Annotated in this window: 14 protein-coding genes and 1 pseudogene; 7 read left to right on the top strand and 8 right to left on the bottom strand. The window is 67.2% G+C overall.

The window, feature by feature from the left end; translation table 11 throughout:
* Window positions 1–47 precede the first annotated feature (47 nt).
* The 5 genes from CF70_RS01165 to CF70_RS01145 form a co-directional block, all read right to left on the bottom strand.
* Window positions 48–1406, bottom strand: a complete 1359-nt coding sequence (locus CF70_RS01165; RefSeq protein WP_035859337.1) for an MBL fold metallo-hydrolase RNA specificity domain-containing protein — start codon at window positions 1404–1406, stop codon at window positions 48–50.
* Window positions 1407–1418: 12 nt separating this feature from the next.
* Window positions 1419–2255, bottom strand: a complete 837-nt coding sequence (locus CF70_RS01160) for a universal stress protein (protein WP_035859336.1) — start codon at window positions 2253–2255, stop codon at window positions 1419–1421.
* A 56-nt stretch (window positions 2256–2311) separates the two neighbouring features.
* On the bottom strand, window positions 2312–2734 hold the full coding sequence (locus CF70_RS01155; RefSeq protein WP_035859335.1) for an Hsp20/alpha crystallin family protein: 423 nt from the start codon (window positions 2732–2734) through the stop codon (window positions 2312–2314).
* Window positions 2735–2842: 108 nt separating this feature from the next.
* Window positions 2843–3487: a response regulator gene (locus CF70_RS01150; protein ID WP_035859328.1), complete on the bottom strand. Its 645-nt coding sequence runs from the start codon at window positions 3485–3487 to the stop codon at window positions 2843–2845.
* Entirely contained in the window at window positions 3484–4839 is a 1356-nt protein-coding gene (locus CF70_RS01145) for a PAS domain-containing sensor histidine kinase (protein ID WP_235184844.1), read from the bottom strand. The genes CF70_RS01150 and CF70_RS01145 overlap by 4 nt, the downstream gene beginning before the upstream one ends.
* A 273-nt stretch (window positions 4840–5112) precedes the next feature.
* Here CF70_RS01145 and CF70_RS33670 point away from each other — a divergent pair, with 273 nt between their 5' ends.
* Both CF70_RS33670 and CF70_RS01135 read left to right on the top strand, forming a co-directional pair.
* Window positions 5113–5544 carry a response regulator gene (locus CF70_RS33670; RefSeq protein WP_063830421.1) on the top strand — a complete coding sequence of 144 codons (432 nt, stop codon included), beginning with the start codon at window positions 5113–5115 and terminating at the stop codon, window positions 5542–5544.
* A 146-nt stretch (window positions 5545–5690) separates the two neighbouring features.
* The gene (locus CF70_RS01135; protein WP_051647955.1) at window positions 5691–6449 is read left to right on the top strand and encodes a helix-turn-helix domain-containing protein; all 759 of its coding nucleotides are present in this window, start codon (window positions 5691–5693) and stop codon (window positions 6447–6449) included.
* Window positions 6450–6477: 28 nt separating this feature from the next.
* On the opposite strand, the gene CF70_RS01130 is transcribed toward CF70_RS01135, so the two are convergent.
* A complete protein-coding gene (locus CF70_RS01130; RefSeq protein WP_035859324.1) occupies window positions 6478–6744 on the bottom strand; it encodes a hypothetical protein in 267 nt (88 codons plus the stop codon).
* A 490-nt stretch (window positions 6745–7234) separates the two neighbouring features.
* Here CF70_RS01130 and CF70_RS01125 point away from each other — a divergent pair, with 490 nt between their 5' ends.
* The 4 genes from CF70_RS01125 (at window position 7235) to CF70_RS01110 (ending at window position 13870) form a co-directional block, all read left to right on the top strand.
* Complete coding sequence (locus CF70_RS01125; RefSeq protein ID WP_035859322.1) at window positions 7235–8767, top strand: thymidine phosphorylase family protein; 1533 nt, start codon at window positions 7235–7237, stop codon at window positions 8765–8767.
* A 251-nt stretch (window positions 8768–9018) separates the two neighbouring features.
* A complete protein-coding gene (locus CF70_RS01120; RefSeq protein WP_081861982.1) occupies window positions 9019–9303 on the top strand; it encodes a DUF1488 domain-containing protein in 285 nt (94 codons plus the stop codon).
* A 371-nt stretch (window positions 9304–9674) separates the two neighbouring features.
* A complete protein-coding gene (locus CF70_RS01115) occupies window positions 9675–12395 on the top strand; it encodes a bifunctional acetate--CoA ligase family protein/GNAT family N-acetyltransferase (RefSeq protein WP_035859319.1) in 2721 nt (906 codons plus the stop codon).
* Between the two features lie 158 nt (window positions 12396–12553).
* Window positions 12554–13870: an erythromycin esterase family protein gene (locus CF70_RS01110; protein ID WP_035859318.1), complete on the top strand. Its 1317-nt coding sequence runs from the start codon at window positions 12554–12556 to the stop codon at window positions 13868–13870.
* Between the two features lie 107 nt (window positions 13871–13977).
* Here the strand turns inward: CF70_RS01110 and CF70_RS01105 are convergent, their stop codons facing one another.
* Entirely contained in the window at window positions 13978–14481 is a 504-nt protein-coding gene (locus CF70_RS01105; protein WP_035859315.1) for a BCAM0308 family protein, read from the bottom strand.
* Window positions 14482–14607: 126 nt separating this feature from the next.
* Window positions 14608–14988 (bottom strand): TraR/DksA family transcriptional regulator, encoded by a 381-nt coding sequence (locus CF70_RS01100; protein ID WP_035859338.1) that lies wholly within the window; start codon window positions 14986–14988, stop codon window positions 14608–14610.
* A gap of 495 nt (window positions 14989–15483) precedes the next feature.
* Here CF70_RS01100 and CF70_RS01095 point away from each other — a divergent pair.
* Window positions 15484–16027: pseudogene (locus CF70_RS01095) on the top strand (hypothetical protein); the annotation flags it as partial.

Here is a 16027-nt window from a genome sequence, read left to right as displayed (position 1 = left end):
TGCAGTTGCAGTTGCAGTTGCAGTTGCAGTTAAACCCCACCCCCTCCCTAATCCAACAAATACGTCCGAAGATACTCCGGCATCGTAACCGCCCAACGCAACTCCCGCTCAATCCGCTGCCGCAAAGCATCACTCGCCGCCGGCTCGCCGTGCACCACAAACGTCCGCCGCGGCGCGCTGCCGAAGCCGCCCAGCCATGTCATCAGTTCGTTGGCATCGGCATGCGCCGAGAGCGAAGTAAGCTGCGCCACCGAAGCCTGTATCACAACCTGCTTCCCGTGGATGCGCAACTCCCGCATCCCCGACGCCAGCGCCGCACCACGCGTACCGGCAGCCTGGAACCCCGACAGCAATATCGTATTGCGCGCATCCTGCCCATACGTCTCCAGGTGATGCACCACCCGCCCTCCGGTAGCCATGCCGCTGCCGGCCAGGATGATCTTGGGCGTATGGTCGCGGTTCAGCCAGATGGACTGCTGCATGCTCTGGATCAGGATGGCCATATTGCAGGCTGCCGCGCAGGCGGCGCGGTCGATCCGCAGTTCGTCCGGGTGCAACGCAAAGACCGTGGTGGCATCGATGGCCATCGGGCTGTTGAGGTAGACCGGCACGTGCGGAATGCGGTTTTGCTGGCGCAGCCTGTAGAGGCAGTACAGCAGCGCCTGGGTGCGCCCGACGGCAAACGCGGGGATCACCACGCTGCCGCCGCGGCCGATGGTGCGGCTGACGATTTCGCCCAGCGTGTCGAGCGGATCGTCCGCAGGGTGGGCGCGGTCGCCATAGGTGGACTCCACCAGCAGGTGATCCGCCTCGCGAACGATCTCCGGGGCGCGCATCACGATGTCCTGCTGCCGGCCCAGGTCGCCGGAGAATACGATCCGCTTGCCGTCCACATGCAACGTGACGATCGCCGAGCCGATGATGTGCCCCGCACGATGGAATTCCGCCTCCACGTCGGGCGTCACCCTGACACGCGTGTCGTAGTGAAACGGATCGAGCCGGCGCAGCGCGCGCACGGCGTCCGCGCCGTCGTAAAGCGGCAGCGCGGGCTGATGGCGCGAAAAGCCCTTGCGGTTGGCGTAGTGCGCGTCCTCCTCCGCCAGATGCGCGCAGTCTGGCAGCAGGATGTTGCACAGCTGGGCAGTGCCCATGGTGCAGAACACCCGCCCCCGAAAGCCGTTGCGCACCAGCAGCGGCAGGTACCCGCTGTGGTCGATATGCGCGTGCGTGAGCACGACCGCATCGAGCGTGGCCGGATCGACCGGCAGGCGGTCCCAGTTGCGCAAGCGCAGCGCCTTGTAGCCCTGGAACAGCCCGCAGTCCACCATGACGCGGCTGTGGCCGGTGTCGAGCACATATTTGGAGCCAGTGACCGTGTCTGTGGCGCCGAGAAATTGCAGTTGCATGGCGGCGCCCCGTCAATGCGACAACAGCAGCGGCACCGGCGCCTGATACATCAGGGTGCGCGTGGTGCCACCCATGACCAGCTCGCGCAAGCGCGAGTGCCCGTAGCCGCCGGCCACCACCATGTCGGCTCCCAGCGCGCTGGCCGCGTCGAGAAGGTTGGCGCCCACCGGCCCCGCCTTCTGCACGTTGCGCACGCCGGCGACGATGCCGTGGCGCTGCAGGTAATGCCGCAAGCCAGCCACCGGCTCCGAGTCTGCCTGCGGTTCGCCCCGATCGTCCCACACGCCCACAATGGTGACGTGGCTGGCGCGCAGCAGCAAGGGCATGGCATCGGCCACGGCGCGGGCCGCCTCGCGCTGCCCGTCCCACGCGATGACCACATGCCCGCCATGCAGCCGCCTGAACTCCGCCGGCACCAGCAAGACCGGGCGGCCTGCGTTGAGCAGCACGTACTCGGCCGCCCCCGCGCCTAGCGAAGGCACATCCTGCGCCGCCACCGGCCGGGCCATCACCACCAGGTCGGCGACGCGGGCTTCCTGCGCCACGACCCAGCCGGTTTCCTCTTCCACCGCGCGATGCGAGTACGGTACGCCCGGCGCGTGCGCTTTCATGGTTTCGCTCAGCAACTCTCCCTGCAGCACAGCCTGCGACAGCAGCCGGCTGCGAGAGGCCGCCAGATGCCGCGCGGCGGCGTCGCCGGCGTCGCGGATCGGGTCCATCCGCAGGCCAGTGGCGCTGACGCCGGTAATATGCGCGCCAAAGGCGGCTGCCAGGTCGGCGGCCATCCTGACGCGAGACGCGCAGGCGGGATCCGCCCCGAGCGCGACCAGCACGGTCCGGTAGTCCATGATGTACTCCGTGTATTGGCGAGCGCGCCCGCGGGCGGACCCGGAAGACGGCGATGTCAGCGGATGGTCACGCGCTGCTGCGGCGAGGCTTCCTTCTTGGGCAGCACCACCCGAAGCACGCCGTTCTCGTAGCTGGCATCGACCTTGGCCTCGTCCACCGTGCTGTCGAGCGTGAAGGCGCGTTGCATGGAGCCGCTGTAGCGCTCGCGCCGGATCACGCGCTCGCCTTCCTTCTGCTCGGAAGACCTTTCCACCTTGGCCGAGATCATTACCGTGCCGCGATCGACGGATACTTCGATATCTTCCTTCTTTGCACCGGGAATTTCCGCGACCAGTTTGTAGTCCTTGTCGGACTCGGTCACATCGACCTTGAATGCGAACCCGCCTTCATTGCTGCCGCGAAAAGCGCGCAACATGCCTTGCAGCATATCGCCCACTGGTTCAATCGATAGCGGGTCGTAGATTCTCAGGTTGCTCATTGTTGCCTCCTTGGAGTGAAAGGCCCGCATCGGAAACGGGCCTTTGCTTCATGGTGGCACAACGCCGATCTCTCACCTTGTCCCAGATCAAGCACGGCGTGCCAGGGGCTAGATGTCCCCTTCGTCGAACAGGCGATGGTGGATGGCATAGCGCACCAGCGCCGCCTCGCTGGGCAACTGCAGCTTTTCCATCAGCCGCATCTTGTAGGTGCTCACGGTCTTGGCGCTGACGCAGAGCCCGGCGGCGATTTCCGTAAGCGGCTCGCCCAGCACCAGGCGGCGGTAGACCTCCATCTCGCGGTCCGACAGGCGCAGGTGGGGATCCGCGCGGTGCTCGTCCTGCAGGCTGTTGGCCAGTTTCTCGGCCATCGCGGGGCTCACGTAGGTGCCGCCGGCCGCGACCTTGCCGATGGCGCTGACTAGTTCCGTGGCTGCACTTTCCTTGGTCAGATAACCCGCCGCCCCCGCCCGGAACGCGCGCACGACGTATTGCTCCTCGGCATGCATGGTCAGTACCAGGATACGCAGTTCGGGCTGCTCCACGCGCAACTGCCTGATCAGTTCCAGCCCGCTGCGGCCTGGCATGGAGAGGTCGAGCAGGATGACGCGGGGCTTGCAGTCGCGCGCCATCTGGAGCACGGCGTTGCCATCCACCGCCTCGGCCACCACCTCGAAGCCGCCTGCGCGGCTCAGGATATGGCGCAGGCCGTCGCGTACCACGGCATGGTCGTCTGCGATCATCACTGGAATCATGTGCTTGCCTCCAAGCTCGAAGACACGGCAAGCGGGAAGCGTACCGTCAGGCAGAAGCCCCCGCCTGGCGCCTGCCTGGTCGCCACGGTGCCGCCAAGCAGGCGTGCGCGCTCCCGGATCCCGACCAGCCCCAGCGATACGCGCTCGACGCCGGCTGGCGGCGTGGCGGCATTGCCGGAGCCATTGTCCCGCACGGTCAGTTCGTAATGGCCGTCCTGGCGAACCAGTTCGATATCGACCCGGTCGGCCTGGGCATGCTGCACGACGTTGCTGAGCGCCTCCTGAACGATACGAAATATCGCGGTAGCCGCGCGCTCGCCAACGTCGTCCTCCTCCGCGGCGTGGGTGACGACGGTGATGCCGTAGCGCGCGGAGAACTCCTTCCCCAGCCATTCGATCGCCGGGATCAGGCCAAGCTCATCCAGCAATGCCGGGCGCAGGTCGGCCGCGATGCGCCGCACCGAAGCCACGGTCTCGTCAATCACCAGGTGCATGGCGGCGGCCTGGTCCAGCAGGCCAGGCGGCGTTCCCGCGTCCTTGAGATCACTTGCAAGAATCGCCAGGTCCATCTTCAGCGCACTCAGCCGCTGGCCAAGGTCGTCGTGCAACTCGCGGGCGATGCGGCGCCGCTCGTCTTCCCGCGACGCCTGGACCCGGTCGGACAACTGCTGAAGCTCCTCCTGCGACTGCCGCAAGGCCGCCTCCGCCCTCACCCGCTCCGTGGTGTCCCGCAGGATGACGGTAAACAGCTTGCCGCCGCTGTCCCGGGTCTGGGAGATCGATGCCTCGATCGGGAACTCCGTTCCGTCCTGGCGCAACGCATGCAGCACACGCTGCTGGCCCATCTGCCGGTCCGTCACCCCGGTCACGCCGAAGCGGCGCACGTGCGCCTCATGGGCGACACGGAAACGCGCCGGCATGAAGTCGCCGAGCGGCTTGCCGATCGCCGCTGCGGCGGTGCAACCGAAAAGACGCTCCGCCGTGGGGTTGAACAGCACGATGTGCTGCCCTTCGTCAACCGTGATGATGGCCTCCATCGACGAGCGGATGATCCCTGCCAGCCGGGCTTCGCTTCTCTGGGTACGCGCCAGGTTCTCTTGCGCGGCGCGGCGCAGCCGCCGCAGGCGCACCAGCAGCAAGCACAGCATGACAGCTACCGCCAGGCCCCAGGCGCCGAGCATCGGCGCGGCAAAGCCGCTGGTCCGGGGAGCGAGCGCGGAGACGAACCAGAGCACCAGCAGCATGAACAGCAAGAGCACCGCACCGCCCGCCGCCAACTCGCCAAGCGTGACGTATAGCGATGTCTTCCGGGAAGAAGGCGGGCCCGGTGGAGGAGGCTGATTAGTCGCCATGGCTGGTCGCGAAATGCTCCCGGAGGCTCCCGGAGGTAAAGCGAGCCCCGCGAGGATTGCCGCGGAGTCTCCTGTAAAGGTAGCCGATTTGTGCGAAATTCACACGCTAACTGTGACGTGCTCGCAATTCTGCGAGGCGCACGCGGTTGGCGCCATCAGCCAGATAGCCGAAGGCCCTTGTCAGGTTTCCCTGACAAGGGCCTTCCCTTTTCGGACGACACTCTCAGCCGTCCCTTCTTTCGGGCTGCCCCGCCATTCACCATACTCGGACGCATGACCCCTCCTGCCCATCCTGCCCCCCTGACCGTGCTGCTGCTCGAGGACTCCCCCCTCATCGGCTCGCGGCAGGCAAGGATGCTGCGATCGATCAGGGAGCTGGAGCTGCTCGCCTCGGCCCGGGACCCGCGTGCGGCGCTGCTGGCAGCCCAGATCCTCCTGCCCGATGTCGTCATTCTCAGCCTGGGCCGGTATGAAGGATCCTGGATGAAGGTGCTGGAGGAGTTGAAGCGGATGCGCCGCCACGCAACCGTGGTGGTCCTGAGCAACTGCTCGGTGCCGCCGATGCGCAGCGCCTACCTGCAGGCTGGCGCGTCGCTCTTTTTCGACAAGACCATGGAGTTCGACGCGCTGCGCAGCGCGCTGCTCCGCCTCGCGGCGGAAAAAAGCGCCGCGAGAACAACAGAACCGGAAGACGCCAGGGCATAGCCCGCGCCATCCTTTGCACCGGCAAGACCCAGCGCCCGCGCCGGCAGCAAGAACGCACCACAACCGTGGCCAGCCGAACCGGCGGGGGCCAGGAGACAAAGGAAACAGCCATGTCAGAGTATCTGCAGCGGGAAGCACCGTCAGAGATGCACATAGGGTTCCTCGACGCCGAAGTCCTCGATCCCCTGCACAGGGATAGTGCGCCGCCTGCCGGCGTGGCCCACAAGGCAAATTGCTCGAGCTGCGCAATGCGCGCCATCTGCATGGGCGGCAACCTGAACGATGCGGATCGCTCCAGGCTCGATACCGTGATCCATAACTGGCGCATGGTGCGGCGCGGCGAGGCGCTTTACCGCGCCGGCGACGCGTTCCAGAGCATCTATGCCCTGCGTTCCGGATCGTTCAAGACGGTGGTGTCGCACCAGAACGGCTGCGAGCAGGTGAGCGGCTTCTTCCTCACCGGCGAGACCCTCGGGCTCGATGGCATCTGTACCGAGCGCCACGCCTGCGACGCCATCGCCCTCGAAGACAGCGCCGTATGCGTGATTCCCTTCCATCTGCTCGAAGCGCTCTGCCGGGAAATACGCTCCCTGCAACAGCACGTGCACCGGATGCTAAGCAGCGAAATCGTGCGCGAATCGGGCGTCATGCTGCTGCTCGCCAGCCTTTGCGCCGACCAGCGCGTAGCGGCATTCCTGCTCAATATCTCGGCGCGCCAGCATGCGCGCGGCTACTCCCGCAGCGAACTCACGCTGCGCATGACGCGCGAAGAGATCGGCAGCTACCTGGGCATGAAGCTCGAGACAGTCAGCCGCACCTTGTCGCGCTTCCAGCGCGACGGCCTCATCGATGTAAAGGGCAAGCGCGTGACACTGCTGGATCTGGATGCGCTGGACCGGATCTAGCTGCGCGCTTCCGCCTGGGCCGGTTGCATCATCGCGAGAAGCCCCCGGCATCAAAGTCAGGAAATTCGTCGTCGAGAATCTCGAACACCGCGGCGGCCTTGCCACCGAGATTGTGTGCAAGTTTGCGCATCAGGTGTTCGTCGGAACGCAACCATGCATAAGCCGCCTGTACGTCGTCTAGTGTAGGTTCGATGTCCAGTATCCGCACAATCACTTCCTTTTCGAAGGGACCAATCACCTCGCGGATCTCTTCGGCGGTGGCGAGCTTTTCGCCCGGTCTTCCCATGGTAGTCATGACTCTGCCTCCATCCATGTGTGCTGCATGCCTTGCATGCATATCCCGGACAGGCCAGCGAACAGTGCGTTGCATTGGTAGCCCGGTAGCAAGGTTCCGGTGCGCGCATCTTTATCTGCCTGCCGGTCAGGCCATCATCGGCCGACCCCTTCAGCGTGGCACAGGCGCGGCCGCGCGCCTTGTCCCACGTCAATGAGCGCGCGGGGCACGACACGGCGCCCGGCATCGCCGGCACCGGCCTGGTCCTGCCCGATTGGCAGCATCCTTGTCCTGCATCAAGGCTGATGCACCCAGGCTAAACAATGCTGGCATTTGAGAACGGGCATAGCCGGAGACATCCTTCACGCCATCCGTCAGGGACCGGCAGGTGCCTGGGTTCAGTATCGCGCGCCAGTTGGCGCGCCAACCGGCGCGGCGCAAGAACCGGCCCGAAATCCCACGGCGCGATGTTCCCGTACGTGCTCCCAGACCGAGGACCAAGGACCACCCCATGCTGACCCGAATCCAGCCCGACGCCGCTGGCCAACCCCTGACGTTCAAGCCGCTGGAGATCGACACCTGCCAGGAGCATGTGATCTACATGCACCGGGACTGCGCCGTGTGCCGCGCCGAAGGTTTCGCCGCGCAGACCCGGGTGCAGGTGAGTATCGGCGCGCAGTCTCTGATCGCCACGCTCAATATGGTGGGCGGCGCGCTGCTGGCGCCCTCCCAGGTGGGCTTGTCTTCCGGTGCGAGCCAGCAGCTCGGCGCCATGGAGGGCGACACGATTGCCGTCACGCATGCGCCAGCCCTTGAGTCGCTGCGCGCGGTGCGCGCCAAGATCTACGGCAACCCGCTAGACGCACCGCAACTCGGCGCCATCATGGACGATGTCGCCGCCGGCCGGTATTCCGACGTGCACATCGCCGCCTTCCTGAGCGCCTGCGCCGGCACGCGCATGACCACGCAGGAAACCATCGACCTGACCTGCGCCATGCTCGATACCGGCGACCGGCTTGACTGGGACCGCCCCGTGGTAGCCGACAAGCATTGCGTCGGCGGGCTCCCCGGCAATCGCACCAGCCCGATCGTGGTAGCCATCTGCGCGGCGGCCGGCCTGCTGCTGCCCAAGACCTCCTCGCGCGCCATCACCTCCCCCGCCGGCACCGCGGACACCATGGAAGTGCTGACCCGGGTCACGCTCAGCGCGGCCGAGATGCGCCGCGTGGTGGAGCGGACCGGCGCCGCGCTGGTCTGGGGCGGCTCGCTGACGCTCAGTCCCGCGGACGATGTGCTGATCCGCGTGGAGCGCGCGCTGGAAATCGATAGCGATGCCCAACTGGTGGCATCCGTGCTGTCCAAGAAACTGGCGGCCGGTTCCACGCATGTGCTGATCGACGTACCGCTCGGCCCCACCGCCAAGGTCAGGACGGATGCCGACCTGGCGCGCCTGCGCCTCATGCTTGAGCAGGTCGCGCACGCATTCGGCATGCATGTGCTGGTGGTCCATACCGACGGCAGCCAGCCCGTGGGGCGCGGTATCGGCCCGGCGCTGGAGGCGCGCGATGTGCTGGCGGTACTGCAGGACACGGCGGCGGCACCGGCCGACCTGCGGGGCCGCGCCCTGCTGCTTTCCGCAAGCCTGATGGAGTTCTGCGGCGCGGTGCCCGCCGGACAAGGCCTGGCGCTGGCAACGCGCCTGCTCGGCAGCGGCGCCGCCTGGGCCAAGTTCCAGGCCATCTGCGAGGCGCAGGGCGGCTTGCGCCAGCCCGCAAGCGCACCGCTGCGGCGCGAGATCCTGGCGCCCCTGGATGGCATCGTGACCAGCATCGACAACCGGCGGCTGGCGCGCGCCGCCAAGCTGGCGGGCGCCCCCAACCGGAAGGAGGCGGGTATCGACATGCATGTCCGGCTGAACGACGTGGTGCGTGCCGGCCAGCCGCTCTTTGCAATTCATGCGATGGCGCAGGGCGAACTGGCCTACAGCCAGGATTTCCTGGCGACGCATCCCGCGATCGACATCGGCACGACGGAGCAACGATGAAGGCCACCCTGTTCGCCTTGCCGGGCAACGAAAGCGCCGCGCGGGCGCTGGCTGAAGCGATCGCGGCAATGGTAGCGCGGCAGGCGTAATCCACGGCATCCTGCGCCGGCTTGACTTCCGTCAGGAATATGCGTGGATCGGCTTGCGGCTGCACCGGTAGTGCCTAGACTGCAGAGAGTCGATGCGGCGTGCTCGCGGGCGGGCGCGCCGCTTTCGTCGTTTCCCTTTCTCTCGCCCCGGGGGTCCATGCCATGACCATCAAACAGATCATTTTTCCCAAGGCCAGCCCCTCTTATTGCCCGGCCGACCTCTCTCTGGAATGCCCTGTCAGCGTGAATGGCGCGCCTGCCAGCTACGCGATCACGGCGGAGGCGCTGGAAGACCACTTCGGTGCGCGTTCGCACCGGGCGGAGGACCTGATCCAGGCCTTCGAAGGACACCGCGACGATATCGAAGGCGTGGCCCGGCAACTGTTCGAAATGACCGCGGCACACAACATTGTGCTGCACAGCGGTCATTTTCGCTTCGCGGTATAGCGCGCCACAGCCGGCAGGCCTGGGAGGATCAAAGCATTGCTGGAACTGAGCGGCCGCCCCCTCGCCGACGGGGCGAAATGGCGCGGCGCGGCCCGGGACATCGGGCGGGACGGGCGCACGCGAATGCTGGCCCTCACGCTCCGCGGGCGCGGTACGCCGCCGATATGCGCCGACAGGGCATTGCGGATGCCAGCGTGACCGATGCCCCCGGACAGGTGGCTTGCGCTGGATCAAGGGCCGGCGCGGAGGGTGGCGGATACTCCGGTTAACCCCGGCCGGGCGCACGGCTGGATACCTGGATACCGATCTGGCGCAATCCCGTGCCTGCGCAAGCGCGCAGGGCTGAGAAGCGCCTCACCACCCCGGCCACGATGAGCATCCGCAACCTCGAACACCTGTTCCGCCCGCGCTCGGTCGCCGTGATCGGCGCGTCCGGACGCCCACACAGCGTAGGGGCCACCGTGTTCGCCAACCTCTGTGCCGGCGGCTTTGCCGGCCCGGTGTACGCGGTGAACCCGAAGTACCGCGAACTGAATGGCCAGCCCTGCTACCGCCACCTCGCCGCGCTGCCCGATGTGCCCGACCTGGCCGTGATCTGCACACCGCCCGCCACGGTGCCGGGACTGATCGCCGAACTCGGCGAACGCGGCACCCTGGCCGCCGTGGTCCTGACCGCGGGACTGGCGCACGCGGCCGGATCGAACGGGCAGACGCTGCAACAGGCGATGCTCGGCGCCGCCAGGCCGCACCTGCTGCGCATCCTCGGCCCCAACTGCGTGGGCCTGATGGTGCCGGGGCTGGGGTTGAACGCCAGCTTTGCGCATGCGCCGGCCCTGCCCGGCAAGCTGGCCTTCGTCTCGCAATCCGGCGCGCTGACCACGGCGGTGCTCGACTGGGCGAGATCGCGCCAGATCGGCTTTTCGCACTTCGTCTCGCTGGGCGACAGCGCCGACGTCGACCTGGCGGACGTACTCGATTACCTTGGCAGCGATCCGGGGACGCAGGCGATCCTGCTCTATGTGGAAGCGGTCAGGTCCGGCCGCAAGTTCATGTCCGCCGCGCGCGCCGCTGCGCGCAACAAGCCCGTGCTGATCATCAAGGCGGGCCGGGTTCCCGAAGGCGCGAAGGCGGCCACCTCGCACACTGGCGCGCTGGCGGGCGCCGACGATATCTATGACGCGGCGATACGCCGCGCCGGCATGTTGCGCGTGTATTCCACCGAGGAAATGTTCGATGCGGTGGAAACGCTCGCGCGTGCGCGGCCGCTGGCCGGCGATCGCCTGGCGATCATGACCAACGGCGGCGGCGCGGGCGTCATGGCCACCGATGCCTTGATCCTCGGCGGCGGCCGGCTGGCCAGCCTCGCGGACGGCACCTTGAAGCAGCTGGACGCGGTGCTGCCGCCAACCTGGTCGCACGGCAATCCCGTCGACATCGTCGGGGACGCTCCCGTCGAACGCTATGTGGAAACCCTGAAGCTGCTTGCGGCAGACCCCGGCGGCGATGCCATCCTGATGATCCACGCCCCCACGGCGATCGTGCCCAGCAGCGATATCGCCATCGCCCTGACAAGCACACCGGCATCAGCCACGCCGCTGACAGCATCGCGCCCCGTATTTGCAAGCTGGCTTGGCGGCGACTCGGTGGCACGCGCGCGCCACATCTGCCGTCGCGCCGGGCTTCCCACCTACGACACGCCGGAACAGGCCGTGCGCGGCTTCCTGCAGGCCGTGGCCTATCGCCATAACCAGGAGCTCCTGATGGAGACGCCACCATCGGTGCCGCCCGGCCCCGAGCCGGACACCGAACGGGCCCGGCAGTGCATCCGCGACGCGCTTGCCGCCGGCAGGCCGATGCTGACAGAGCCCGAAGCCCGCACCATCCTGGCAGCCTATGGCATCCCCGTAGTGGAGACCCGGACCGCCGGCGATATCGACGCCGCCGTCGCCGCCGCCGAAGCCCTCGGCTTTCCGGTTGCCGTGAAGATCCTGTCGCGGGACATTACGCATAAGTCGGATGTGGGCGGCGTGGCGCTGGACGTGCAGTCCGCTGGCCAGCTACGGCAGGCCCTGGAGCGCATGCAGGCCCGCATTCGCGGCGAACAGCCCCGGGCCCGGCTCGATGGCTTCACCGTGCAGCGCATGATCAGCCGGCCGGGCGCGTTCGAACTGATCGTGGGCGCCACCACCGATCCGGTGTTCGGGCCGGTGGTGCTGTTCGGCCACGGTGGCACCGCCGCGGAGCGCATCGCCGACCGCGCCATCGCCCTGCCGCCGCTGAACGTCAGCCTGGCGAAAGATCTTGTCGGCCGCACGCGGATTGCGAAGCTGCTCGACGGCTACCGGGACCAGCCGCCGATCCGGCATGACGCCCTGTACCAGGTCCTGATGCAACTGTCGCAACTGCTCTGCGACCTGCCCGAGATCGTTGAACTGGATATCAATCCGCTGCTCGCCGACAGCGCCGGAGTGCTGGCGCTGGACGCACGTATCGGCGTCGCCCCCGCCACGCAGCCTGGCGCCGCCCGCCTTGCCATCCGCCCCTATCCCAAGGAACTGGAGGAAACGGTGGCATGGCGCGGCGCACCGTTGCTGCTGCGGCCGGTGCATCCCGAAGATGAGCCCGCTTACCAGGCATTCTTCGCCGCCCTGGCGCCGGAGGATATCCGCATGCGCTTTTTCTGCATGATCCGGCAGCCGCCGCACAGCCAGCTCGCACGCATGACCCAGATCGACTACGCCCGCGAGATGGCGTTCGTCGCCGCCAGTCCGGCAGGCAGCGGGCCGGCGGCCATCCTGGGCGAAGTAAGGGCCGTGGCCGACCCCGACAACCTGCGCGCCGAGTTCGCCGTGACGGTGCGCTCCGACTGCAAGCGCCAGGGCATCGGCGGCCTGCTGCTGCGCAAGATGGTGGCCTATTGCCGCGCACACGGCACGCGGGAACTGGTCGGGACCACGCTGGCGACCAATACGGCGATGCTCCGGCTCGCCGAAAGCAGCGGCATCCGCGTGCTGCACGGTGCCCGGCCCGCCAGCGATGGCGTGGAACTCCGCCTTTTGCTGACGGAGCCAACCGCTGGCAACGTGCCATGACCTTCCGCCTTGCCACGGCTGCCCGCAAGGGTTGCGCTGGGTCAAGGCGCGCCCTGCCATGTCATCGATACTGAATGGATGCGCGGCGGACCGCGGCAACGCTACCCACGTGCCTGGCCCGTTCTCACAGGCGAGACGCGCCATGAGGAGGGAAGACCATGTGCCCGCAACTCACTCCATTCCTGGCTGTGCGCCTGCTGGCGCGGCGGCTCAATGAGAACGACAGCGACTACGAGGAACTGATCGCGCTGGCCAAGGGGCGCAACTTCATCCTGCTGGGAGAAGCGACGCACGGCACCTGTGAGTTCTATCGCATGCGCGCCGACATCACGCGCTTGCTGATCACGGGCGGCGAAGTGGACGCCATTGCCATCGAGGGCGACTGGCCCGACGCCTGGCGCGTGAATCGCTTTGTGCAGGGCGAGGGCAGCGACGACGCCGAATCCGCGCTGGATGACTTCCAGCGCTTTCCCGCCTGGATGTGGCGCAATCGCGAGATGCTGGATTTCGTTGCCTGGCTGCGCGCGCACAACGCCACATTGCCCGCGGCCGCCCGCATTGGCATCTATGGCCTGGATCTGTACAGCCTGTATCGATCGGCGGACGCCGTGATCCGCTACCTGGAGCAGATCGACCCTGGCCAGGCAGAACTGGCGCGCGCTCACTATGCCGCACTGGATCATGTCCGGGAGCCGCAGACTTATGGCTACCAGGCGGCTACCGGCCAACGCCGCAGCGCGCGCGATGGCGCTATCGCGCAGTTGCTCAGACTGCGCGCGGACGAGGCGGAACATCTGGCCCGCGACGGGCTTGCCGCCATGGACTCGCATTTCTTTGCCGAACAGAATGCGCAGGTTGTCGTGAACGCCGAACACTACTACCGTGGCATGTTCGAGCGGCGCGTCAACACCTGGAACCTGCGCGATGCCCATATGGCGCAAACCCTGTTTGCCATTTCCAGGCACCGCGTCCGCCGTGGCCGCGCCGGCCGCGTCGTGGTATGGGCACATAACTCCCATGTCGGCGATGCCCGGGCCACCGAGACGCACACGCACGGCGAATGGAATCTCGGGCAACTGGTACGCCAGGAAGCCGGCGCGGCAGCTTTGCTGGTGGGCTTCACCACCTACACCGGCCGCGTCGCCGCCGCCTCGGCCTGGGACGCCGAAGTGGAGCACAAATGGGTCCGCCCCGCCCTGAGCGACAGTTGCGAGGCGCTCTTTCACGCCAGCGGGCTGGACCGCTTTTACCTCCCGCTGGATGCCCCTGGCGCAGCCGAATTGCGCGCGCCCTTGCTACAGCGCGCCATCGGCGTGATCTACCTGCCCGAATCGGAGCGGGCGAGCCACTATTTCGCTGCCGCCGTTGCCGACCAGTTCGACGCCATCTTCCATGTGGACGAAACCACTGCGGTGGAACCGCTGGCGCCGCCACATGGCTGGCACGGGCGCGAAGAGGCGCGAACGCTTGCCTGAGATCATGGCTGCGCATGGCACCGCGCGGCATGGCCAGCACCGCGGGATGGCTATCGCCGTACCCGCAGGGCGCTTCGGCCAGCCGCGCGGTTTACGGTTTGCGGCGCTCAGACGCGGTGCCAATGGACATGCAATGTCTCGTCGGCATCGGGATAGTCGATCTCCAGCTTGCCCCGATAGGCATGATGCACCGCCGAGCCGATGTCGCGTGCCAGGTGAAAGCCCGTGGTCGTGATCGTGACGCGATCGTCCTGCGCCTGCGTCGCCATGATGCGCTCCATCGGATGGCTCTCTCGCATCAGGGCCTCCCGATGCCGCACGAGTGCGAGAATCTCGTCCCGGTGCTCCACCTGAAAGGCCCCCTCCAGCGTCACCTGCGCCGCCGGCACGTGGTCGGCGATACGATGGCAGGCCGCGCACATCAGCGCCTTGGCGCCGGGCGGCACGGCCCGCCATTGCCAGTGCCCCTTGAGGAAGACCGCATGGCAGGCGGGACAGGACGCAACCGCAGGAGCCTGCGCCGGCTGCTTGTAGGCATCGTGGATGGGATCATCGGGAAGCCGGTTCCAACGGGCCGGCCTGACTTGGCTGGAACGCGCACGTACTTTCATGTCTGTCTCCTGAATCGAATCGGGTATCGCCGGGTGGCGCGGTGCCTCCCGGCCTGCCGGCTGTATTGCGGACTCACCATGGGGATGCATTCCGGCGAGATCGAACGCGGGAAAGCCCGGCGCGGCTCATCGCCTGCCGCCCGGCGCCCCGAACATGTGCTCCTGCTTGCGCTGGCACGGCGTGCAGCGCCTGGCCGTGGGGTACGCTAGCAGGCGCGGAAAGGGAATGGGCTCGCCGCAGTCCAGGCACGCGCCGTAGCGCAGCTTGCCGATACGCGCCCGCGCCGCCGCAATGTCGGCCAGCTCCATGCGGTAGTGCTCGGTCATGGCATCGTCCATGCGCTCCCCGGCGGCCTGCCCGGCAAGTTCGGCGTTGCCGCCCGGCTCCCCTCCCGCGGACACCGTGCGGGTGACGGCCACCGCATCCATCTGGCCGCGGATCCTTTGCTCGATGCCGTCCAGCAAGGCAACCAGGCTGGAGAGTTGCTCTTTGGTCAATTCGGACATGGTGCACTCCCGGTGCGCGTCGAGGCGGGTCCACTCAATGATGCAGTGACGCCGGGCAAGCGGCTTGCGCCAGATCAAATTTCGTGATGCGTACCTTGTCGCCCCCAGCCGTATTGCGGACAACCCCGGGAGCGGCGGGTACCGTGGCGTCGGCCCCGGGCTTGGGCGGCCGCCACCATTCAGATCCCGCCGCGCAGCCCGCGCACAGGATGGCGGCAAGGCAAACCGCGAGGCCGCGCAAACGTGCGGCGCCGCTGCCCGGGCCTTCATCGGAACGTTTCATTCTCATTGCCGCTCTCCCGTCGCCAGCGCATGGGCCGCCGGCATGAAGCATCCGCGGCGTTGCGCGCCGAACCCTTGTTCCGCTTCAATATAGGCGGGTGGCTGCCGCTCAACTTGATCCGCGTCAAGCCAGGTTCCGGTGGCGCGCATAGCATGGGAGCATGACCTGTCCAAAGTACAAACAGGGAGACAGCCACCCACGGAGATCCCAGCATGGATTCGGCGGTACTCACGCAAGCCCTGATGTGCCCCGCGGCCTACCCGCACCCGGTAGACAAAGTCAGCCTCATCGAGACGCACATTTCGCAAGTCTTCCTGGCCGGCGCCTTTGCCTACAAGGTGCGCAAGCCCGTGCACCTCGACTTCGTCGATTTCTCCACGCTGGCCGCGCGTAAAGTCGATTGCGAGGCCGAACTGGCATTGAATCGCAGGATGGCTGCGGCGCTCTATCTCGGCGTGGTACGGATCGTGGCGGGGCCAGGCCAGTGCGATGTCCGGGTGGACGGTACTGGCGAGGCGCTGGAGTATGCGGTGAAAATGCGCCGCTTCCGGCAACGGGACCTGCTTTCCGCCATGGCAGAGACGAATCGGTTGAACGGGCTCCATATGGAAACGCTGGCGCGCCGGCTTGCCGCGATCCACCTGGCTGCGCCCGTGGCCGGCGACGGCACCGGGCACGGCACGCCGGCGCGGATCGCGGCGGTGATGGAGCAGGTCATGGCCGGCGTCGCCGCCCTCGCCTCCGGCACCGCCGCGG

This window comes from Cupriavidus sp. SK-3 (assembly GCF_000611145.1).
Classification (GTDB): Bacteria; Pseudomonadota; Gammaproteobacteria; order Burkholderiales; family Burkholderiaceae; genus Cupriavidus.
Note: the sequence above shows the minus strand (reverse complement) of the source record. Positions and strands in the feature narration are given on the sequence as shown.

What these genes read in the sequence shown, in the direction of transcription:
- CF70_RS01165 (WP_035859337.1), bottom strand. Translation starts at nt 1,406, where the DNA reads ATGCAACTGCAATTTCTCGGCGCCACAGACACGGTCACTGGCTCCAAA.
- CF70_RS01160 (WP_035859336.1), bottom strand. Translation starts at nt 2,255, where the DNA reads ATGGACTACCGGACCGTGCTGGTCGCGCTCGGGGCGGATCCCGCCTGC.
- CF70_RS01155 (WP_035859335.1), bottom strand. Translation starts at nt 2,734, where the DNA reads ATGAGCAACCTGAGAATCTACGACCCGCTATCGATTGAACCAGTGGGC.
- CF70_RS01150 (WP_035859328.1), bottom strand. Translation starts at nt 3,487, where the DNA reads ATGATTCCAGTGATGATCGCAGACGACCATGCCGTGGTACGCGACGGC.
- CF70_RS01145 (WP_235184844.1), bottom strand. Translation starts at nt 4,839, where the DNA reads ATGGCGACTAATCAGCCTCCTCCACCGGGCCCGCCTTCTTCCCGGAAG.
- CF70_RS33670 (WP_063830421.1), top strand. Translation starts at nt 5,113, where the DNA reads ATGACCCCTCCTGCCCATCCTGCCCCCCTGACCGTGCTGCTGCTCGAG.
- CF70_RS01135 (WP_051647955.1), top strand. Translation starts at nt 5,691, where the DNA reads ATGCACATAGGGTTCCTCGACGCCGAAGTCCTCGATCCCCTGCACAGG.
- CF70_RS01130 (WP_035859324.1), bottom strand. Translation starts at nt 6,744, where the DNA reads ATGACTACCATGGGAAGACCGGGCGAAAAGCTCGCCACCGCCGAAGAG.
- CF70_RS01125 (WP_035859322.1), top strand. Translation starts at nt 7,235, where the DNA reads ATGCTGACCCGAATCCAGCCCGACGCCGCTGGCCAACCCCTGACGTTC.
- CF70_RS01120 (WP_081861982.1), top strand. Translation starts at nt 9,019, where the DNA reads ATGACCATCAAACAGATCATTTTTCCCAAGGCCAGCCCCTCTTATTGC.
- CF70_RS01115 (WP_035859319.1), top strand. Translation starts at nt 9,675, where the DNA reads ATGAGCATCCGCAACCTCGAACACCTGTTCCGCCCGCGCTCGGTCGCC.
- CF70_RS01110 (WP_035859318.1), top strand. Translation starts at nt 12,554, where the DNA reads ATGTGCCCGCAACTCACTCCATTCCTGGCTGTGCGCCTGCTGGCGCGG.
- CF70_RS01105 (WP_035859315.1), bottom strand. Translation starts at nt 14,481, where the DNA reads ATGAAAGTACGTGCGCGTTCCAGCCAAGTCAGGCCGGCCCGTTGGAAC.
- CF70_RS01100 (WP_035859338.1), bottom strand. Translation starts at nt 14,988, where the DNA reads ATGTCCGAATTGACCAAAGAGCAACTCTCCAGCCTGGTTGCCTTGCTG.